This window comes from Pseudomonas sp. Irchel s3b5, from assembly GCF_900187435.1.
Lineage (GTDB): Bacteria > Pseudomonadota > Gammaproteobacteria > Pseudomonadales > Pseudomonadaceae > Aquipseudomonas.
Genome location: NZ_FYDY01000008.1, coordinates 185,500 through 205,415 on the forward strand (window position 1 = coordinate 185,500; position 19,916 = coordinate 205,415).

Below are 19,916 nucleotides of genomic sequence, written 5' to 3' on the forward strand. Positions count from 1 at the left end.
CGCTGTCGCCCTGCTCACTCAGGTAGGGGCAACACAGCGCGCTCGCTCATGAACGCTTCCAGGCGCGCACGCAGCCAGCGCTCGGCCGGGTCGGTGTCGACATGACTGAGCCAGACCATGGACAAGTCCAGGGTCGGCGTCTTGAACGGAAACGGCTCCTTGAATAATTGACCGGAGACGGCCATCGCCTCAGCGGTGTAGTCCGGCAGGCTGGCAATCAGATCGGTCCCGGCCAGCAGGGCCGGCAGCGAACTGTATTGCGGAACGGAGAGCACCACCTGTCGCGTACGGCCGATCTCCGCCAGCCACTCATCGGCGTAGCCACTGACGTTGGCGGTATGGGATACCAGCACATGCGGACGCGAGCAATATTCGTCGAGGGTCAGCGGCATGTCGGAGGCGTCGGCCCGTAAAATGCTGGGCTGGATGTGTCGCAACAACTTGCGTTTGGCATTGGCCGGCAGACCGCGGGTCTGGCTGATGCCCACCGTGATATCGCCGGACGCCAACAAGTCGGGGATCCGCCAGTAATCGACATGCTGCACCACAAACACCACGCTTGGCGCCTCCTGGCGCAATGCACGCAGCAAGGGTGGCAAGAGGCCAAACTCGACGTCGTCGGACAGCCCGATACGAAAGGTCATGGTGCTGCTGGCGGGATCGAAATCATGGGTCAGGCTCAAGGCCACCGACAGCGAGTCCAACGCGGGAGACAGATGTCGAATGATCTCTTCCGCTCGCGCTGTCGGCTCCATGCGATGCCCGACCCGAATGAACAAGGGGTCATTGAACATCGCCCGCAAACGGTTGAGCGCAGAGCTGATGGTCGGCTGACCGAGAAACAGCTTTTCCGCCACCCGAGTCACGTTACGCTCAAGCATCAGCGTTTCGAACACCACCATCAGGTTGATATCAGCCTTGCGTAGCTCGTTACGATTCATCCACTGCCCCCGTCCCTAAGTCTGCCGACAGTTTAGGTAGTGGATGCAACTGGCGTCTATTCACAACCCTGAGATCTGTTGAAACGAAGCTGCTCTGAGCGAGCAGCTTCACCACACACCATCAGACTTCCTTGGTTGGCGTCTGATCGTGCGTACCCTTGATCAAACTGATGGCGTGCACGCAATCAGCCTTGTTGACGTAGGCCTCGCCACTGGCCACCGTTTCATGATTGCCCGCCCTCAAGCGCCAGCGCCACTGACCCCTGCCAGTCTGTAGAGTCCCTCGGATCTGCCTGTAGATTTCAAAATACATCGTTCGCTCCTTGCGATGGCTGGTAACTGCAGATCAGTGATCTGCGGATGCCAGAGTAAATGAAGTTTTTTTACAGCGATAAACTGCAATGTCAGCGAATATTGCGAGAAAGCCCCTCAAACTTGCGAGACAGACAAAGGTTTAAAAGATGGGAAATATGGAGACGTCGTCAAGTAACTTTTCACTCGAACAATCTCACTCCCCTACACAACTGTAATACTTGACGCCCTCATCAGACTACGGACAGCCTTTGACAACCCCAACAACTTGTTTGAGCAGGCGTATAGCGTGCACCGCGTACCCCAGCGCTGCAAAGAAAAACAGATATGCCCCATCCACCCCCACCTTCGCCCACAGCAATGATGAGCAAATACAAAAAAGCACAACCACACCCAAAGGCAAAACCACCATCCACTTTAAGCGGCGTCTTGAACTTATAATCCCGGTCAAATAAATCGCCAAACTGTAAACTGGCATAACAAACAAAGTCCCGACGGCCGTAACAACCAGCAAAAAAATAGCAGCCGGACCATCATTTCCGGAATCATTGCCCTGACTATGCCAAAAAAATGTCACCCACGGAATCAAGGTAACCACGTTAAATAGCAAAACAGAGACAATGAAACCTTCCTCAATTAAACGCTTTTCCGCTCCGGGCATGATTTTCTCGATCAAATTCAGAATGTAACTTCCTAGATCACCTTCGTATGGAGATCGGTAACTCTCCCTGAATGATCACCTGATAAGGCTTACCTTTTTTTATGTTATCCAAGAGCCTCCCACCAGAAGGAAAAGACAGGCTAAACCGCATTAATACCGAGTACTGGCAAAAATACCATTAGCCATGAACCCTCCATGGATTTGAATAGATGATTAGCCCGCCAATCATTGACGAGTTGATGCTAGGTAATCATTCAGATCGATACACAGCAATACGAAACAGCGCAGGAAGATGTAGGACACCTCCTAAAAAAATGCAGTCAATCGATAAGTTGTGGGAGGCGAAATCGGCCTACGAGGATGGTGATGGTCTTCGCCTCCTGATCAAACCCAACGGGAAGAAATATTGGGTACTGCTGTTCCAGCTTGTGGGGAAACGCAGAGAAATGGGCTTGGGCACCTACCCCGCAGTCGGCTTAAAGGAGGCTCGGCAAAACAGCAGCGATAAGCGACGTTTATTGCGGGACGGCATTGACCCGTTGCAGGCGCGTGATGATGAGCGCACAGCACAGCAGGCTGCTGAACACCATCGCATACAGAAATCCGTAACGATCCAAGACGTAGCCAACGATTACATAGAGGCCCATCGTGCCGGTTGGAAAAACGTCAAACATGCTCAACAGTGGACGAATACACTGACTACTTACGCCGCCCCCATTATCGGTGAGCTAGCTGCGCATACTCCAACACCACGTCCAGCGGATGACGCAGCTGCCTGTCGGTTAAGCGCTTTACCTGGCTGCGGCAGGAATAACCCGTCGCCAGCGCTTCGCCCTTTTCATCCAACTTGCCAGCCCATGACTGCTCGAAAATGGTCCGCGAGGTGTTCTGATTCCGCGCCTCATGGCCGTAGGTGCCGGACATGCCACAGCAGCCGGTCGCCTCTGTCACTAGCTTGAGCCCAAGCCGGGCAAACACGGCTTCCCATTGCGAAGTACTGGCCGGGACATTGGTCTTCTCAGTGCAGTGCGCCAACAAACGGAATGTCTGGGTAGCGGGAGGCGAGTTTGCGGGCAACACATCGAACAGCCACTCCTGCGGGAGCAAGACTTTCGGGCAATCATTGAGTCCTGGTACTTTCTGATATTCCTGGCGGTAGACCAGCGTCATCGCCGGGTCCAATCCCACCAGTGCTACGCCGCAGTCGGCGAGAGCCTTGAGCTGATTGCCGTTGCGGATCGCCGCCTTGGCGAACGCTCCGAGGAAACCCTGAACGTGCAAAGGCTTGCCGTTGGGGCTATAGGGCGGCAGAAACACCTGATAACCCAATTGATGAGCCAACTGGATGAAGCTCGCCAGCAACGGCGTTTCGAAGTAACGGGTGAAGGCGTCCTGCACCAACACCACGCTGCGCTCACGTTGTGCCTCGGTCAGTTTGCGCAGAGCTGGCACGCTGGCGACCGCGACGTTGCAGCGGGTCAAAGTGGCCTGCAAGTCATGCCGGTGGATCAGTGGGCTGTCGAGCATGCCGACTTGTCGCTCAAGAAGGCGGCTCACCCATTTCGAGCCCATCACTGCGTTGTACAGGCCCGGCGCGTAAGCCATGTATGGAATCGTGAACTCCAGCGAGCCGATCAGGTAGTCACGCAGAGGACGTTGATAGCGACCGTGGTACAGCTCCAGAAAACGCGAGCGGAACTCCGGGACGTTGACTTTGACCGGGCATTGTCCCGCGCAGGATTTGCAGGCCAGGCAGCCCGCCATCGCGTCATAGACTTCATGCGAGAAGTCCGACTCGCCGTGCGAGCGCGCCAGGTTATTGCGCAACCTCGTCGGCAACCCGCTCAACCATGACCACTTGCCCCGGGCCGCTTGCAATACATCGATATTGGCCGCGCCTTGCAAACGCAACCATTCGCGAATCAACGAGGCCCTTCCCTTCGGCGAGTGCTGCCGCTCACGTGTAGCTTTCCACGACGGACACATCGCATCGTTGGGGTCGTAGTTGTAGCAGGCGCCATTACCGTTGCAGTGCATCGCGGTGCCAAAGCTTTGCCAGACACGCTCATCAATCTGCCGATCCAAATCACCCCGCAGCGAAACTTCGTTAACCTTGAGCAAACCTTGGGCAGCATCTGGGGGTGTGCAGATCTTCCCGGGGTTGAACTGATTGTGTGGGTCGAACGCCCCCTTGAGCGATTGCAACGCCGGGTACAGCTCACCAAAAAACCCGGGAACGTATTCCGAGCGTAAACCTTTGCCGTGCTCGCCCCACAGCAGCCCCCCGTAACGCTTTGTCAGCTCGGCCACAGCATCGGAAATCGGTTTGACGAGTGCAGCCTGGGCCGGGTCTTTCATGTCCAGCGCCGGGCGCACATGCAACACGCCGGCATCGACGTGACCGAACATGCCATAGCTCAGGCCATAACTATCGAGCAACGCACGAAACTCGGCGATGTAGTCGGCCAGTTTCTCCGGCGGCACGGCGGTGTCTTCAACAAAAGGCTGTGGCCGAATCTCGCCTTCGACGTTACCCAACAGTCCGACCGATCGCTTGCGCATGGTGTAGACGCGGGACACGGCTTCGGCGCCGTCCGCCAACGTGTGGCCCAGCCGCTCGATCGTCGTGTCGGCCTTCAGATGCGCCACGAACAACTCTACGTGAGCGTTCACTTGCGTCACGTCTTCACCGCTGAACTCCACCAGATTGATGCCCAGCGTCGGGCGCTCGGCGTCCGTCGGAAAATACTCGGCGACGCTATGCCAGACGATGTCTTTCATCGCCAGCAGCAACACCCTGGAGTCCACGGTTTCGATGGACAACGGCTTGTGCACCAACAACGCATTGGCATCGCGCAGCGCATCCATGAAGCTGCCGTAACACACATTCACCAGCACTGAGTATTTTGGAATTGGCAGCACGTTGAGCTTGGCTTCGACAATGTAGCCCAGTGACCCTTCCGCACCGCAGAGCACGCTGTTGAGGTTGAAACGCCCTTGCTCATTGCGCAGGTGCGCCAGGTCATAACCGGTCAGACAACGGTTGAGCTTGGGAAACACCGCCTCGATCAGGTCGGACTGGGTCTCATGAATACTGCGCGCCACCCGATACACATGGCCGATACGGCCGGGCCGCGTGCAAGCCGCCTCCAGTTCCGCATCTGACAGCGGATGGCTGTGCAAGCGCTCACCACCGAGCAGCACGCTATGCAATTCCAGAACGTGATCACGGGTCTTGCCATAGGTGCAACTGCCCTGGCCGCTGGCGTCGGTGTTGATCATGCCGCCGACGGTGGCACGGTTGGACGTCGACAACTCCGGCGCGAAGAACAGCCCGTGAGGTTTGAGCGCGGCATTGAGCTGGTCTTTGACCGCGCCCGCCTGCACCCGCACCCAGCGCTCGGCGACGTTGATTTCGAGGATGGTGTTCATGTGCCGCGACAGATCGACCACGATGCCATCGGTCAATGACTGCCCGTTGGTGCCGGTGCCACCACCGCGCGGGGTCAGCTTGATCTGGCGAAAGCGTCGCTCGGCCATCAAGGTCGCGATGCGTACGATGTCATCCACATCCAAGGGGAACACCGCCGCTTGCGGAAGACGCTGATAAATCGAGTTATCGGTCGCCAGCACGGTGCGGGTGGCGTAGTCAGCGCTGAGCTGACCGCGAAAGCCGCTGGCACGCAGGGCTTGCAGAAATTCCGGGTACTGTGCCGCGAGTGCAACGGTAGGCAACTGAGCGATCATCGCAGGCGGGTCTCTTGTTGGTCTATTCACGGAAAACTCAAAACACTTGTCGCCTGAGCATTAATGCGGCAGCCTCAGGTCTTCAGCTACACCAATGATCCTGCAGGGTCCGGCACCAGACAAACGGATAATCCTGCCGCTATCGATGACTTTTACGAATGAATTACCGTCACCTCACCCCTTCAATGTCGTTGCTGCTGGCGTTTGAAGCCGCCGCCCGACATGAAAGCTATACCCGTGCAGCGATGGAGCTCTCACTGACTCAAAGCGCCGTGAGCCGGCAAGTCCAAGCGCTGGAGCAGCAACTGGGCCTGACGCTGTTCCGCCGTGAAGGCCGGCAAGTACAACTGACCGATGTCGGTCGTCTTTATCAGCGGGAAATGAGCGAAGCGCTCGGGCGCATACGCAGCGCCACGTTGCAGGCCATGGCTTATCAATCAGGCAGCGGCACGTTACGCCTGGCCACCTTGCCGACCTTCGGCTCAAAGTGGTTATTGCCGCGCCTGCATGATTTCTACAAAACCCACCCAGGCATCCTGGTACACATCAATTCCCGAATCGACGCCATTGACTTTGAAACCAGCGGCATCGACGCCGCGATTGTCGTTGGCAATGCCGACTTTCCAGGCTTGATCAGCCATCGCCTGCACACCGAAGAACTGATGGTGATCATGTCCCCACAAGCGGCCGAAGCCCACGACACCTGGACCCCGGAACGCATTGGCGGTCAGACGCTACTCAACGTCGCGAGCAATGCCAACGTCTGGGGCGAGTGGTTCAGCCACCAAGGCCTGCCCCATCGGATGATGCGGCTGGGCCCGAGCTTCGAACTCACTTCGCACTTGATCCAGGCCGTCAGGGCCGGCATCGGCATCGGTCTGGTACCGCGTATTCTGGTGGCCGACGAGTTGGCCAACAGCGAACTCATCAGTCTCGATCGACCCTTTGCCAGCCAGCGCAGTTATTACCTGGCTTATCCGCCGCGCAACGAAATGCTGCCATCACTCGTCGCGTTTCGTACCTGGCTGCTGACACAGATCTGACGATTACCGACCAAGGAACGCGTAGCCGAAACCAACCACCTTGGCGTCTTCGCCATAGCCGCCCAGGAACGAAACACCGACCGGCAGGTTGCCCTTGATGGTGCCTGCCGGAACCGTAATCTCGGGAAATCCTGTGGCGGAGGCAATATACGACGACGCATAGGTATCGCCGGATGTGCAGACGTAACTGTCATCGGTCACGCCATGCACCACCGACGCCGGGCAGTTGATGGTCGCGAAGAACAGACTGTCGACTTTGTTCTGCTTCATGATCTCCATCAGCTGCGCGCGCAACTGAGGAATCTTCCGGGAGAGGATGGAGATGTACTGCGGCGAATCGGTGCTTGTGGCATTCGCGACCGTTTCCAGTCCGGCCAGGCGTGCCGGGTTCATCCCGTGTGCAGCGTTTTGCGCCTGATTTTGCCTGGCCAGCTCGAGAAACTGCGCAAGCGTTCGCGGTTGGCCCGGATTGAGGGTGGCGAGGTAGCGTTCGAATTGAGGCTTGAATTCGCCCTCTCCCACTGGACCGAGCACATCGCTCCATAAGGTTTCAAAAGCTTTTCGCAGTTCGATGGAGACGACACGAGCGCCGCGCTTGCCGAGGGTTTCCTGAGCGGCCTTGAAGACTGCATCCACCTCTGGATTGGCGCCTTTGAAATTGGTGATCACGCCAATGGTCTTGCCTAGCAACGAGGAACGGCTCAGTGCCGGTTCGAACTGTATTTTATCTGCAGCAAGGTCGAGGGTCGCCGGATCACTTTTGTCCTGGCCCTTGATCGCATCGAGCACGATGGCCTGATCCAGCACGCTGTTGGTGATGACGCCTGCTGTATCGAACGCGAGCGACAGCGGAATAATGCCGCTGCGGCTGATCAACCCCAGCGAAGGTCGCAAACCCACTGTGCCGGTGACGCTGGCCGGCGCGCGGATCGAGCCGCTCGTGTCCGACCCTAGCGCAAACGGTGCAAACGCTGCCGCCACGGCGGCGGCAGAACCGCTGCTGGAGCCGGAAGCATCCCGCTTGGTGTTCCGCGGATTCTGTAATTCCCCTAAGTACAGACGAACGGAATGAGCTCACGCCCTAAGCGATTGGGCTGAGCGTCACAACTACGCAGGATAAAAAGAGGCCAGCTAAAGAGAGCTGGCCCGGAAAGTTATGATCAAACCGGGTGACTTCAACGCCACCCCGAATTAACTACAGCAACTGACTCTTTTGCAGAAATTCCTTGGACACGCTTTCGATGGATTCACGGCCGACATCGACCCGGGAATTGAGGCCCGCGATGGTGTCGTCATCCAGCTTGGACGACAGGGCGTTGAGCAACTCGCCGATCTTCGGATTCTCTTTAAACACCTCAGTGCGAATAACCGGGGTCAACGCATAGCTGGGGAAGAAACCTTTATCGTCTTTGAGCACCACAAAGCCGAAGGCCGGAATCCGCCCATCCGTCGACAGGACCAAGGCCAGATCAACCTGCCCGTCCCTAAGCGCCTGATAGGTCAGCCCGCCGTCCATGCGGACGATGTTCTTGCGCTCAAATTTGAACTTGTATGTCTCTTGCAAAGGACCCAGGCCATCAGGCCGGGAAAAGAATTCAGCATTGGAGGCAAATTTATAGGACTTGCCTGTTTCGATCTGCTTCGCAAGATCGCTGATCGAGACGATTCCATCCTTCTGTGCCTCTTCCTTGCGCATGGCAAAGGCGTAAGTGTTGTTGGCCTTGGAAGAGTTCAACCAGGTGATGCCTTTCTGCGCATCAAGCTCGCTGATTTTTTTGTACGTTTCGTCAGGGCTGAGCTTGTCCATGACTTTATTGTAAGTAATCAGCGAAGTGCCGGTGTATTCCCAATACACATCGACCTGACCATTCTCTTGCGCCGCGCGCAAAACGGAAGAACCCAGGTCAGGGCGTTTGTCGACATTGTAGCCATTGGCGCGCAGGAGCTGAGTGGTCATCTCGGCAACCAATTGCTGCTCGGTAAACTTCTTGCCGCCGACCACAATCGTATTGTTGGCAGAAGCACTGCCTACAACGCCAGAAACAAGACTCAGGGTAAAGATCAAACTGGCAAGCATTCGATAAATCATCGTGCACCTCATATTATTGATTTTTGTCTATGGTCTTCAGATTCATTCACGCCCGGTCAACCTCAAGCCCCGTGACACTGCAATGTTTTGAATCAAGCCGCAGCCCAGATCGACCGCAATCGCCAATAGCGCGGTCGCTGCGGCACCGGCCAGCATCATGCCGAAGTCGTTCAAGTCGATCCCGGTAAAGATCAACTCGCCCAGCCCGCCGCCACCGACCAAAAAGGCCAGCGGCGCAGTACCGACGTTGATCGCCAACGCCGTGCGGATGCCCGCGAAAATCACATTCATCGCGTTCGGAATTTCAACTTTCCACAGCGTTTCCCGTGGCGTCATACCCATAGCTTCGGCGGCTTCAAGCAAGTGCTGCGGCACTGCGCGCAAGCCTTCATAGGTGTTGACTGCCACGGGCAACAACGTCGCGACAAACAACCCGATAATGGCCGCGCCGCTACCGACACCAATGAAGCTCATGGCCAACGCCAGCAACGCGAGCTTAGGGATTGCCTGCCCTACGTTAAGGACCTGCATGCTGGCCATGGCGTAACGCTGGTTCGCCGGCCGGCTCATCCAGACGCCCAACGGCAGCGCGATGATCAGGGCAAGTGCCCCACTGACTGCCACGATCTGCAGATGCTGGACCGTCAGGTAGCTGATGTCGCCCCAGTAAAACTGCAGCCCTTCCCACAATCTGATCAGTAAGTCAGACATTGTCAGTGCACCACCGGAGTAATGTTTTCAACAAGTCGCGCCAAGATGTCGGTTTGGTGGACATAGCCGATAAAGCGTCCGTCGCTGTCGTTGCAAAGTGCCCAGTCCTGGCCGCGACCCAGCAATTGCGAAAGCACCTGACGCAGGTCATCCCCAGGTTTAACGATCAGGTGCGATTGCGAAGTAACACCGCTGTTGCCGCCGACGATCTGCATGTGTTCCCGCGGCGGGACTTTGCTGGCCACATCAACCGCGCGCAGCAGACGCAGACGCTTCATGATTCGGTCGCCGCCCATGAAGTTCGCCACGAACTCGCTGTTGGGTCGGGCCAGCAGATCGTCCGAGCTGCCGAATTGCTGGATTTTTCCGTTATGGAACAGGGCGACACAGTCCGCCATCTTCACCGCTTCATCGATGTCGTGACTGACGAACAGTACGGTCTTGTTGACGAGTCGCTGGATGCGCATGAACTCGTCCTGGATCACTTCTCGGTTGATCGGGTCGATCGCGCCAAAGGGCTCGTCCATCAACATGACGGGCGGATCCGCTGCCAGGGCCCGGGCCACGCCTACGCGTTGCTGTTGACCACCGGAAAGTTCACACGGGTAGCGCTTGAGGAATTTGGACGGATCCAGCGCGACCACTTCCAGCAACTCCGCTGCGCGCTTTAGGCTTTTGCTTTTGTCCCATCCCAACAGATTCGGAACGACGCAGATGTTTTCCTCGACGGTCATGTTCGGGAACAAGCCGACTTGCTGGATCACATAGCCGATGGAGCGTTTAAGGGTGACGCTGTCCAGTTCGGACGTGTCGCGACCACCGATCCTGATCGTGCCGGAGGTTGGCGTGATCAGTCGGTTGATCATTTTCAGCGTCGTGGTTTTACCGCAGCCCGACGGACCAAGCAGTACGCAGATCTGCCCCTCTTCAACATTGAATGAGACATCTTCTACTGCTGTGATTGAGCCGAATTGCTTGTTCAGGTTTTCGATCTGGATCACGTCGTCGCTTCCTTCATTTGGCCGGTGGCCATTTTGTTCTTGTTCAAGCCTTTTGGCGTCAGGAGGCGCTGCAAGCCGTACAACGCGTAATCGGCCGCAATGGCGATGACACTGATGACGATCGCGCCGGCCAATAGCTGTCGGGTATCCGACTGCGCAATGCCGCGAATGATGAGACTGCCCAAACCGCCGGCACCGATGTAGGCCGCGATGGCTGCGATGCCGATGTTGATGACGGTCGCCATCCTCACGCCCGCCATGATCAGCGGAACCGCAATCGGCAGTTCAACTTTGCGCAATCGTTGCCCGGTCGACATGCCCATCCCGATCGCCGCTTCGCGCAATGCAGGATCGATGTTGGAAATCGCAGTGGTGGTGTTTCGGATGATGGGCAATTGGGAGTAGAGAAACAGCGCAATGACCGCCGGTACGACGCCGATCCCGTAGCCGATCAGCGACAGGGCCGGAATCATCAGCCCGAACAGCGCGGCAGAAGGAATAGTCATCAGGACAGCAGCGAAGGCCAGGACCCAACGACGTGTTCTGGGGTGCTGAGAGATCGCGATCCCGACAGGCACGCCGGTCAGGATTGCCAAACCTACCGCTACCGCCACGATGAGAAGGTGTTGTCCAAGTAGCAGACTGATCAGCCCGACGTTTTCCAGAATGAAACTCAAGGTTTCCATGGTTGTTATGCCTTCTGTAGTCATTGTTATTTTTATCGGTCGCGTATCTGGAATTGAGCGCCGGATCTGTAGGAAACATTACCGCGCTACCGTAGACCCTCTTAGATTCGGGTTCGACAATTTCTATCAAAAAAACGACGTCACGTAACAAATCAACGCGTAATGCAAGGCGCGGGGGCGATTGAAGACGGAAGTATGCGGGATCACCAAATGACCAAGGTTTGCCAGAGCGCACCGCCTGTCTGACCGAGTCATTAGCTTGCTATGGGATTTTGAGGAGAGGGTTGGTACGGATGTTTTCTGGGGATTAGCGTTTGTTGATCCATGCACTCAATGACTGAAATCAGGAATGAGCATCATCAAATTTCCGCCGCTCTTCACCGGGTGTACATCCCCAGACACGACGGTAAGCTGCACCCAAATGTGACGCTGAAACGAACCCACAGCTGTAGGCAATGGACGCAATGGGCTGGGTGCTTTCTTGCAGCAACCGGCGTGCTTCATTCAATCTGAGCTCCAGATAGAATTTCTTCGGCGTCATGCCGAAGTGCTGATGCCACAGCCGTTCAAGTTGACGGTGGGACAGGTTGCATCGGTCGGCGATTTCTTCGATGCCGACGATGTTCTCCAGATTGTCCTCCATGAAGGCGATGGCGGCTGTCAGCCTGCGATCGTGAATGCCGAACCGCCACTGAATCGACATCCGCTGATGCTCTTCCGGCGCTCTTATCCTGGCGTGCAGAAATTGTTCGGCGATGTTCGCCGCCAGCTGGTTACCGAAATCAAGCGCGATTTGTGCCAGCATGAGATCGATGGCCGCCGTCCCTCCGGCACACGTCCAACGGTTTCCATGATTGACGTACAGCTCCTTCGTGACTTCGATCGTGGGGAATTCCTCCGAAAACTGGCCGATGGACTCCCAGTGCAAGGTGCAGCGCTTACCTTCGAGTAGCCCGGCGCGGGCGAGGATGAAGGTACCGGTGCTCAGTGCGCCTACGGTTATCCCGCGAGACGCTGCACGCTGCAGGAAGCGCAGCATTTTCGGTGGTTTCTGACGCTCGATATCCAGGCTCGCCAGGACAAAAACACGATCCAGTTCCGGGGCCTGATCAACTGGCATGGTCTGGATCTCGATACCACTGCTGGAGCTGACCGGCCCACCCGTTTCCGTAAGCAGGCTCCACTCATAAAGCGCTTTGCCAGAAAGTCGATTGGCCGCGCGCAGAGGCTCACTGGCACCTGCCAGGGCCATCATGGAGAACTGAGGGAGAATGAGCAGCCCAATTCGCTTGGTTGTGGAGCTATTCACAGACGTCGCTGATTCACTGGGGGCTGTCATCGCCGGGTCCTTGTCATGGTTGGTTCCAGCAGTTCAAGTGAACAGCTTAGGCCAGCCCGAGGGAGTGGCTTTGGACACACCATGTTAGGGGTTGGGCACGCATTCAGCCAGATTGAATCGTTGAGACAAGTGAACGAGCCATGCCGAAGCGTTACGACCGATCAGAATGACGGGAGGAATACACCCCACGATGTAAAAAATCGCTGCGAGGCCTCGACGCCCGAGGTCTCGCAGGAGAGTGACGAGCGGATCAGCCGCGCGCGCGGATAGCTTCGTCGATGCTCTGGATCATCGACTCGAACACAGGGCTGTCGACCTGATTCTGCTGGCCGTGTTGCATGTGCGAAATGATCAGCGCATTCGGGCCGGCATCGCCCGGATAGTTTTGGTGCAGACGCACAGACTCCGACGGCATGTGCAAGGTGTTGTCGGCGCCGTGGATAATCAGTGCAGGCGGGAAGCCTTTGGCACCCTCGATGGACTGCTCCGGGTCATACGCCACATAGGACTTGTAGGACTTCGCCGTCACGTAGGTGCAGCCCGGCCAACGGTCCGCGCCGCCTGCTTCAGTGTAGCCACCCAGCTGCTGATCAACATAAGCCTGAGTTTCAGGGTCCAGCGGGTAATAACCGAGACGGGTCGCATCAGTGCCGGTGTCGAATGGAGGGATCGGCGCGTCATCCGCGAGTTGCAGAATGGCCGCGTCAGCTGCTGCCTGATCAGCACGCAAGGCTTGCAGTGTGCGGATGTTGGTGTAGCTCATCGGCACCCAGAAGCGGATCTGTTCACCGCCGGCCGCAGCCAGTTCAGCCACCGCACCGAGGCTTGCCACCGAGCCCATCGCCCACGATGCGACCACCGGCATCTCACCGAAATTCTCGCGTGCCCATTCAACGGCACCGAGCACTTCATCTTTCTGATCTTCAAGGATGACGTTGGTGATGACCTTGTCACCTGACTCGAGGGTATTTCGGATGTGCTTGTTGGAAAAAAAGCCTGCCACGTCGTAGGTCATGACGCGATAACCCAGGCCTGCCAGGGCGCGACCGAACAGTTGGCCGTACATCGTGACCCCGCCGGTGAAGCCGGAGTTGAAGATGACCGGTGGCAGTTTTTGCGCCGCGGCGTCGAGTTGTTCTGGCTGAAAAACCGTGCCTTTGAGGCTCAGGGTTTCATCGCCATACTTGACGGTGAAGTTGATGTCTTTTGTTGTAATGTTCGTCATCGCTAGATATCTCGAGGTTGGAGCGTGGGCGGAGATCAACTTACCAATTGGTCAGGTGCTCCACGGAGAAGTTGACCAACAGGAATTCGGGTTTCTTTAGAAACATAATGTGCAACGGCATCAACAAAGTTGAAGGCCTTGTTCAAATCAAAAAGGTCGGAATACGGCACACCCTGGTTGTCAGTTCCGACATGAGGTGCATCGGTGGCGCTCAGAAGTATCTTGTCCGTGCCGACCGCGTAAGCAATCTGCGTCACGAAACGAGCGGTTTCCTCGGGGTGAACAGAGGTGCGATAGCCAGGACCTTTGAACCATACGTTGCCTCGATCTCTCGCTTCAGCGAGTAGCGCGGTATAAGCGGGTTCAGTAATGTCACGCTCGCAGTGACAGGTGCCTAGATGATCGATGATGACCCGTACATCGCGAGGGATCTGGCGCAATACGCGCAGATTCGTCTCGGCTTCCTTCGCGTAAATGTGCAGATGCTGGTGCGGGAACAGGCGGGCATAAAATGCCGACCATTGCCCATCACTGAACCGCGTATCAGAAACCGTTTCAGGTCTCGCATCATGCAGGACGATTCGAGCGCCAATCACCTGCGGGTGCGAGAGACGCTCCTGAGTGGCATAAGCAGGCTCTGCCTTGATCGTGCCCACCAGTTTGATACCGCCATAGCGCTGCGGGTCTACGGCCTGGAGTTTGTTGAGTTCCTCAAAGGAAGCGAACACGTTTTCTGAGTCCGGCAGGATACTTAGATGAACATTATTGATAAGCGTCGGTGCAATTCCGGCATCGATCAACCTATCCAAATAAGCAGTCAGCGGATGCGGCTCAGGTAACGTATAAGGCAACGAACCGGCCACCCGACGAAGATCTTCCGAAGTATAAAAATGAACGTGGCAATCTATTTTCTTGGTCGACGGCAGCATGATTATTGTTTCCTGCTTTTGTGCGAAAACAATAATCTCCGTCAGCGCTTCGTCGCTCCCGCCAACTCGACGTGTAGTATCAAAATTTCGCCATCAAGGATTTGTTGTCAACGAAGATCCGGAAAAAACGCCTGGATCTGAATCGTAGAGTAGGCACTTGGGCAGCTCTGCGTCATCGTCCTCTGGATTCTGAGGTCGCCGAACTGATACTTCGGCCGGCCGATTGGTTAGCGGTACATTCGGGTAATGGCGAAATTTTGTTGTCGCGACACTGGAATAAACTCTAGGGCAGCTAGATTTGCAAAAACTGCCGATGGCGGTGCGGGCGAAGGAACGAGGAAAAAGCGAACGCCAGCCTGTAACGGGCTGGATAGACGTTGAAACATCACCTTGCGCGAAAGCGGGTTCGATTCAGACATCACAAAGGGCGGAATAATCTTCGAGGGGACGAATGATCCAGAAGCGTTCACAGAGGCTGCAAACGTCCTGAAATTCGCGTTAGACGTTGCCCAGCAACTGGCTGACAGACATGCGAAGAAATGACCGTTGCGGAACCGCAAAACAGCAAGATTGAGTAGTACAACAGAGTAGCACTATCAAAAAACAAAAAACCCCGCAAACCATTGATTTGCGGGGCTTTTCTATGTATGGCGGAGAGATAGGGATTCGAACCCTAGGTACCGGTGAAGGTACAACGGATTTCGAATCCGTCCCATTCGGCCACTCTGGCATCTCTCCAACGGCGCGCATCATAACAACACTTTCGCCGGAAGCGAACCCCCTGAGCGAAATATTTCTGTGCTATCAGATGCTTGCGTCGATTAAAGCGGTACGCCCAGACGATTGGCGACTTCTTCGTAGGCTTCGATGACGTCACCGAGGCCCTGACGGAAGCGGTCCTTGTCCATTTTCTTGCCGGTGGCCTTGTCCCACAGGCGGCAGCCGTCCGGGCTGAATTCGTCGCCCAGGACGATGGTGCCGTCGTGGAATACGCCGAATTCGAGTTTGAAGTCGACCAGCAGCAGGCCGGCGTCGTCAAACAGCTTGTTCAGCACTTCGTTGACCTTGAGCGACAGTTCTTTCATGCGAACCAGTTGCTCGGCAGTGCCCCAACCGAACGCCACGACGTGGGATTCGTTGATGAACGGGTCGCCCTTGGCGTCGTCCTTGAGGAACAGTTCGAAGGTGTAAGGGTTGAGTTTCATGCCCTCTTCCACACCCAGACGCTTGACCAGGCTGCCGGCGGCGTAGTTACGCACGACGCATTCAACCGGGATCATGTCCAGCTTCTTCACCAGGCACTCGTTGTCGCCCAGCAGTTTGTCGAATTGGGTCGGTACGCCGGCCGCTTCGAGTTTCTGCATGATGAAGGCGTTGAACTTGTTGTTCACCATGCCTTTGCGGTCGAGCTGTTCGATGCGCTTGCCGTCGAACGCCGAGGTGTCGTTGCGAAACAGCAGGATCAAGCGGTTAGCGTCGTCGGTCTTGTAAACCGACTTGGCTTTGCCGCGGTAGAGTTCTTCACGTTTTTCCATGATGGGCTCCGCTTGGTAAGTAGATGGGCTAGGCGATGTGTCGCCAGTCGAGCCCTGAATCTTGATCGGCCAGTTGCAGCCAGTCCGGGTCGCACCCGAGGGTGTCGACAAAACATTGCCGGGCCAGCCGCGGCAGGTTGTTCTTGCTGCTCAGATGGGCCAGGACCAGATGTTGCAGGCCTTGCCAGCCCAACTCGGACACCAGGAATGCCGCCTGGTGGTTGTTCAAATGTCCCAGTTCACCGCCAACCCGCTGCTTGAGAAAGGACGGGTAGTGACCGCGAGCCAGCATGTCACGGCAATGATTGGACTCGATCATCAACGCATCGAGATCCCGATAGCCGTCCAGCACCTTGTCGCAGTACGAACCCAGGTCGGTCAACAGGCCGAAACGCCGCTCACCGTCACTGAACACATACTGCGTCGGCTCCTGTGCATCATGAGCCACGGCAATGACACCAATGCTCAAGGCACCGACTTGCAGCTGTTCGCCACCCGCCAGGAAACCTGCGGGTTCAATCGGTTTGCGCATCCCGCGCAAGGTCCCGCGACTGAGGTAGACAGGCAGATTGTAGCGCCGAGACAGCAAACCCACGCCATGCACGTGGTCGGCATGTTCGTGGGTCACGAGTATCGCGCTCAGCTGCGCAGGGTTCACACCCAGGCGCAGCAGGCGTTTTTCGGTTTCCCGCAGGGAGAAACCACAATCCACCAGCACATACGTATCAGCGCTGGCTATCAGCGTGCCGTTCCCTTGGCTACCGCTGCCGAGAACGGCAAAACGCATGAGATCAGCCCAGGTTGTCCTGAATCACGCTCAACACTTTACGTGCCACATCAGCTGGCGCGACGGTGTTGATGTTTTTCTCGACTGTCACCTGGACGTTCTCGCCGACCTTGCTCAGGCGAACCTGATAACGCTCGGCACGGGCTTCAACTTCTTCCTTGTTCGGCGCGCTGCCGAACAGGCTGCTGAAGAAGCCTGGCTTGTCGTCTTTGCTCTCGGCTTTTTCAGCCAGGTTGATGTAGTACAGGCCCAGGCTGCGGTTGATGTCTTCAACGCGCCATTCGCCCTGTTCCAGCGCACGACCGACGCTCGACCAGGCACGATCCAGATCGGTACCGACGTTCAGCACAGGGTTGCCGCTGCCGTCTTCACTCAGGCTCACACGGCTAGGCGCATCGAAATCTCGCGATGCCAGCATGGAGACCGAACCGCCCTTCTCCGAGATGCGACTCATGCTCGCGAGCATGTCGTCGACCAGTGCCGCGTCCAGACCAGTGTTGACCGAACGGTTGGTGAAATCGACGTCGGCGGTGCTGCCGGCAGAACGTTCAGCGCTGACCACATAGACTTCACTGGTGTTGCGCTGCACGCCCGGCTCGATGCGCACCCGCACGCGGGTTTCGCTGTCGGCGCTGACACCGGCCGCGCTCAGACGCTTGGCCATGGCTGCGGACAGTTCATCGGAGCGTTGCCAAGTGGTGGTGAACTCACCGGTTTGCGGACGCTGCTCATCCAGGCGGAAACCATTGTCCTGGTAGAACTGAACGGCCACAGGCCAGACTTCGGCCGGCGGACTTTGCGCCAGGATCGAGCGCGAATCACCGCTCTTCTGCAGGGAGTACGCGCTGGCGTCGGCCCCAGCCGTCAATGGCTGCGGACGAGGAACGATGTATTCACCCTTGGCGGTGTCATCCGCCACGTTGCGCGGGATCGGCAGCAGTGGATCCAGACGCTTGGCGGTGGTGATGTCTGGCGGCAATTGCATCGGTGCAGTCTGTTGCGCTTCCAGGTAATCGCTACCACGGTCACGGAAATAACCTTCCGGGCCCCAGAGCCATCCACAGCCACTCGTGCTGGAGATGACCAAGGCAAGTGCGGAAAGTCCGGCCATTCGCTTCATGCGTTGTACTTCCTCAATTAAACCAGGACGCTGCACTGGCGCAGGGCCGTGCGAAGCGTTTCATGACAAGGTGCGCTCAGCCAGGTCAGCGGCAGGCGAATGCCTTCGTGCATCAGGCCCATTTCGACCAAAGCCCACTTCACCGGAATCGGGTTGGCTTCGATGAACAGGTCCTTGTGCAACGGCATCAGTTTTTCGTTGATGGCGCGTGCAGTCTCGGCGTCGCCCTTGAGCGCGGCCTCGCACAGGTCAGCCATTTCGCGCGGCGCGACGTTGGCAGTGACGGAAATGTTGCCCTTGCCACCCATCAGGATCAGCTCGACCGCGGTCGGATCATCACCGGAGAGCACGATGAAGTCTTTGCTCACGCCATCAAGGATGGCTTTTGCACGCTTCAGGTCGCCAGTGGCTTCCTTGATGCCGATGATGTTTGGCACGGTGGACAGACGGATCACTGTCTCTGCCTGCATGTCGCAGGAGGTACGGCCAGGCACGTTGTAGAGGATCTGAGGGATGTCGACCGATTCGGCAATGTGCTTGAAGTGCAGGTACAGGCCTTCCTGGGTCGGCTTGTTGTAATACGGCACGACCAGCAGGCACGCGTCGGCGCCGGCCTCTTTGGCGTTACGGGTCAGCTCGACCGCTTCGCGGGTCGAGTTGGCGCCGGTACCGGCAATCACCGGGATTCGGCCGTTGACCTGCTTGACCACGGCGCGGATCACTTCGATGTGTTCGTTCACATCAAGGGTGGCCGATTCACCTGTGGTGCCGACCGCCACGATGGCGTGGGTGCCGTTTTGCAGGTGAAAGTCCACCAGTTTGCTCAAGCTGTCCCAGTCGAGACGACCTTGTGCATCCATGGGTGTGACCAGTGCCACCATACTGCCCGCAATCATGCAACCGCTCCTGCCGGAAAAAGAGAGCCGTAATGGTACTGGCGCCAAGATGCTTGCACAAGCGAAGTACTGCGCTGCCGCCATTCCCCTTGGCGCCGCTTTTCGCTACCCTTCAGACTTTGATCGGTACTGACAAGCTCGTCCGTCGGGTTTTTGCCTCCTTTTTCGGCATCACAAGCCCCATTCCAGCGTTGCCACCCCCCGCTCCTGCCATACTGGAGCACGTTGCAACCTGCGCCTGAGGCTTTCTGAATTCGACATCCGCAGGCCTGCTCCCGAAAAAACTGCCCTGACAGTATCGACCGCTCATCGCTTTAGGAATGCTGCATGTCCACCCCCACAGTTCGCGAACAATTCCTTGTCATCAGTGCCCTCGGCGCCAACCCCATGGAGCTGACCAACGTCCTGTGCCGCGCCAGCCATGAAAACCGCTGCGCCGTGGTCACCTCTCGCCTGACCCGTCATGGCGAATGCAGTGCGCTCGTACTGGAAATCACCGGCAGCTGGGATGCCCTGGCACGCCTTGAAGGCAGCCTCCCTGTTCTGGCCAAACGACACGCGTTCACCGTCAACGTGGTGCGTAGCGCAGCGCTGGAGAACCGCCCGCAGGCTTTGCCGTACGTTGCCTACGTGAGCTCGGCCTACCGCTCGGACATCATCAACGAGTTGTGCCAGTTCTTCATGGACCACAACGTCGAGCTGGAAAACCTGACGTGCGACACGTATCAGGCTCCACAAACCGGCGGCACCATGCTCAATGCCACGTTTACCGTGACCTTGCCTGCTGGCGTACAAATCAGCTGGCTGCGCGATCAGTTCCTGGATTTCGCCGACGCGCTGAACCTCGACGCCCTGATCGAACCGTGGCGTCCACAGAACCCAATGTAAGGAAGT

General features: G+C 57.1%; 18 protein-coding genes, 1 tRNA gene and 1 pseudogene. 3 read left to right on the forward strand and 17 right to left on the reverse strand.

Annotated features, from left to right (window positions below):
- Window positions 1–14: 14 nt before the first annotated feature.
- From CKW15_RS11995 to CKW15_RS12005, 3 genes are all read right to left on the reverse strand, one after another.
- Window positions 15–941: a LysR family transcriptional regulator gene (locus CKW15_RS11995; RefSeq protein WP_095060612.1), complete on the reverse strand. Its 927-nt coding sequence runs from the start codon at window positions 939–941 to the stop codon at window positions 15–17.
- 121 nt (window positions 942–1,062) lie between these two features.
- On the reverse strand, window positions 1,063–1,254 hold the full coding sequence (locus CKW15_RS12000) for a DUF1508 domain-containing protein (RefSeq protein ID WP_095060610.1): 192 nt from the start codon (window positions 1,252–1,254) through the stop codon (window positions 1,063–1,065).
- A gap of 237 nt (window positions 1,255–1,491) precedes the next feature.
- Window positions 1,492–1,929: a hypothetical protein gene (locus CKW15_RS12005; RefSeq protein ID WP_143498419.1), complete on the reverse strand. Its 438-nt coding sequence runs from the start codon at window positions 1,927–1,929 to the stop codon at window positions 1,492–1,494.
- A gap of 299 nt (window positions 1,930–2,228) precedes the next feature.
- On the opposite strand from CKW15_RS12005, the pseudogene CKW15_RS29055 reads away from it, so the two are divergent.
- A pseudogene (locus tag CKW15_RS29055) lies at window positions 2,229–2,594 on the forward strand (Arm DNA-binding domain-containing protein); the annotation flags it as partial.
- Window positions 2,595–2,631: 37 nt separating this feature from the next.
- Here CKW15_RS29055 and CKW15_RS12015 read toward each other — a convergent pair.
- Entirely contained in the window at window positions 2,632–5,661 is a 3,030-nt protein-coding gene (locus CKW15_RS12015; RefSeq protein ID WP_095060606.1) for an FAD-binding and (Fe-S)-binding domain-containing protein, read from the reverse strand.
- Window positions 5,662–5,819: 158 nt separating this feature from the next.
- On the opposite strand from CKW15_RS12015, the gene CKW15_RS12020 reads away from it, so the two are divergent.
- On the forward strand, window positions 5,820–6,704 hold the full coding sequence (locus CKW15_RS12020; RefSeq protein ID WP_095060604.1) for a LysR substrate-binding domain-containing protein: 885 nt from the start codon (window positions 5,820–5,822) through the stop codon (window positions 6,702–6,704).
- Between the two features lie 3 nt (window positions 6,705–6,707).
- On the opposite strand, the gene CKW15_RS12025 is transcribed toward CKW15_RS12020, so the two are convergent.
- The 13 genes from CKW15_RS12025 to dapA form a co-directional block, all read right to left on the reverse strand.
- On the reverse strand, window positions 6,708–7,763 hold the full coding sequence (locus CKW15_RS12025) for an amidase family protein (RefSeq protein ID WP_256580382.1): 1,056 nt from the start codon (window positions 7,761–7,763) through the stop codon (window positions 6,708–6,710).
- Window positions 7,764–7,899: 136 nt separating this feature from the next.
- The gene (locus CKW15_RS12030; protein WP_256580370.1) at window positions 7,900–8,769 is read right to left on the reverse strand and encodes a glycine betaine ABC transporter substrate-binding protein; all 870 of its coding nucleotides are present in this window, start codon (window positions 8,767–8,769) and stop codon (window positions 7,900–7,902) included.
- A 66-nt stretch (window positions 8,770–8,835) separates the two neighbouring features.
- The gene (locus tag CKW15_RS12035; protein ID WP_060541255.1) at window positions 8,836–9,504 is read right to left on the reverse strand and encodes an ABC transporter permease; all 669 of its coding nucleotides are present in this window, start codon (window positions 9,502–9,504) and stop codon (window positions 8,836–8,838) included.
- 2 nt (window positions 9,505–9,506) lie between these two features.
- Complete coding sequence (locus CKW15_RS12040; protein WP_095060306.1) at window positions 9,507–10,505, reverse strand: ABC transporter ATP-binding protein; 999 nt, start codon at window positions 10,503–10,505, stop codon at window positions 9,507–9,509.
- Window positions 10,502–11,191 carry an ABC transporter permease gene (locus CKW15_RS12045; protein ID WP_060541253.1) on the reverse strand — a complete coding sequence of 230 codons (690 nt, stop codon included), beginning with the start codon at window positions 11,189–11,191 and terminating at the stop codon, window positions 10,502–10,504. The genes CKW15_RS12040 and CKW15_RS12045 overlap by 4 nt, the downstream gene beginning before the upstream one ends.
- A gap of 343 nt (window positions 11,192–11,534) precedes the next feature.
- Window positions 11,535–12,530, reverse strand: a complete 996-nt coding sequence (locus tag CKW15_RS12050; protein WP_095060304.1) for a GlxA family transcriptional regulator — start codon at window positions 12,528–12,530, stop codon at window positions 11,535–11,537.
- 250 nt (window positions 12,531–12,780) lie between these two features.
- Window positions 12,781–13,755 (reverse strand): alpha/beta hydrolase, encoded by a 975-nt coding sequence (locus tag CKW15_RS12055; protein ID WP_095060302.1) that lies wholly within the window; start codon window positions 13,753–13,755, stop codon window positions 12,781–12,783.
- A 35-nt stretch (window positions 13,756–13,790) separates the two neighbouring features.
- Window positions 13,791–14,684, reverse strand: coding sequence for an amidohydrolase family protein (locus CKW15_RS12060; protein ID WP_095060300.1), 894 nt, complete (start codon window positions 14,682–14,684; stop codon window positions 13,791–13,793).
- A gap of 648 nt (window positions 14,685–15,332) precedes the next feature.
- Window positions 15,333–15,422 (reverse strand) — tRNA-Ser (locus CKW15_RS12065).
- Between the two features lie 83 nt (window positions 15,423–15,505).
- On the reverse strand, window positions 15,506–16,219 hold the full coding sequence (gene purC, locus CKW15_RS12070) for a phosphoribosylaminoimidazolesuccinocarboxamide synthase (protein ID WP_095060298.1): 714 nt from the start codon (window positions 16,217–16,219) through the stop codon (window positions 15,506–15,508).
- Window positions 16,220–16,247: 28 nt separating this feature from the next.
- The gene (locus tag CKW15_RS12075; protein WP_095060296.1) at window positions 16,248–17,006 is read right to left on the reverse strand and encodes an MBL fold metallo-hydrolase; all 759 of its coding nucleotides are present in this window, start codon (window positions 17,004–17,006) and stop codon (window positions 16,248–16,250) included.
- 4 nt (window positions 17,007–17,010) lie between these two features.
- Window positions 17,011–18,126, reverse strand: a complete 1,116-nt coding sequence (gene bamC, locus CKW15_RS12080; RefSeq protein WP_095060294.1) for an outer membrane protein assembly factor BamC — start codon at window positions 18,124–18,126, stop codon at window positions 17,011–17,013.
- A 17-nt stretch (window positions 18,127–18,143) separates the two neighbouring features.
- Window positions 18,144–19,022: a 4-hydroxy-tetrahydrodipicolinate synthase gene (gene dapA, locus CKW15_RS12085; protein ID WP_095060292.1), complete on the reverse strand. Its 879-nt coding sequence runs from the start codon at window positions 19,020–19,022 to the stop codon at window positions 18,144–18,146.
- 327 nt (window positions 19,023–19,349) lie between these two features.
- On the opposite strand from dapA, the gene CKW15_RS12095 reads away from it, so the two are divergent.
- A complete protein-coding gene (locus CKW15_RS12095; RefSeq protein ID WP_095060288.1) occupies window positions 19,350–19,910 on the forward strand; it encodes a glycine cleavage system protein R in 561 nt (186 codons plus the stop codon).
- Window positions 19,911–19,916: the final 6 nt, after the last annotated feature.

Bases quoted from the DNA above. Each gene is read 5' to 3' on its own strand.
- CKW15_RS11995 (WP_095060612.1), bottom strand. From the start codon at position 941: ATGAATCGTAACGAGCTACGCAAGGCTGATATCAACCTGATGGTGGTG.
- CKW15_RS12095 (WP_095060288.1), top strand. From the start codon at position 19,350: ATGTCCACCCCCACAGTTCGCGAACAATTCCTTGTCATCAGTGCCCTC.
- CKW15_RS12050 (WP_095060304.1), bottom strand. From the start codon at position 12,530: ATGACAGCCCCCAGTGAATCAGCGACGTCTGTGAATAGCTCCACAACC.
- CKW15_RS12015 (WP_095060606.1), bottom strand. From the start codon at position 5,661: ATGATCGCTCAGTTGCCTACCGTTGCACTCGCGGCACAGTACCCGGAA.
- CKW15_RS12055 (WP_095060302.1), bottom strand. From the start codon at position 13,755: ATGACGAACATTACAACAAAAGACATCAACTTCACCGTCAAGTATGGC.
- CKW15_RS12035 (WP_060541255.1), bottom strand. From the start codon at position 9,504: ATGTCTGACTTACTGATCAGATTGTGGGAAGGGCTGCAGTTTTACTGG.
- dapA (WP_095060292.1), bottom strand. From the start codon at position 19,022: ATGATTGCGGGCAGTATGGTGGCACTGGTCACACCCATGGATGCACAA.
- bamC (WP_095060294.1), bottom strand. From the start codon at position 18,126: ATGAAGCGAATGGCCGGACTTTCCGCACTTGCCTTGGTCATCTCCAGC.
- CKW15_RS12075 (WP_095060296.1), bottom strand. From the start codon at position 17,006: ATGCGTTTTGCCGTTCTCGGCAGCGGTAGCCAAGGGAACGGCACGCTG.
- CKW15_RS12045 (WP_060541253.1), bottom strand. From the start codon at position 11,191: ATGGAAACCTTGAGTTTCATTCTGGAAAACGTCGGGCTGATCAGTCTG.
- CKW15_RS12000 (WP_095060610.1), bottom strand. From the start codon at position 1,254: ATGTATTTTGAAATCTACAGGCAGATCCGAGGGACTCTACAGACTGGC.
- CKW15_RS12060 (WP_095060300.1), bottom strand. From the start codon at position 14,684: ATGCTGCCGTCGACCAAGAAAATAGATTGCCACGTTCATTTTTATACT.
- CKW15_RS12020 (WP_095060604.1), top strand. From the start codon at position 5,820: ATGAATTACCGTCACCTCACCCCTTCAATGTCGTTGCTGCTGGCGTTT.
- purC (WP_095060298.1), bottom strand. From the start codon at position 16,219: ATGGAAAAACGTGAAGAACTCTACCGCGGCAAAGCCAAGTCGGTTTAC.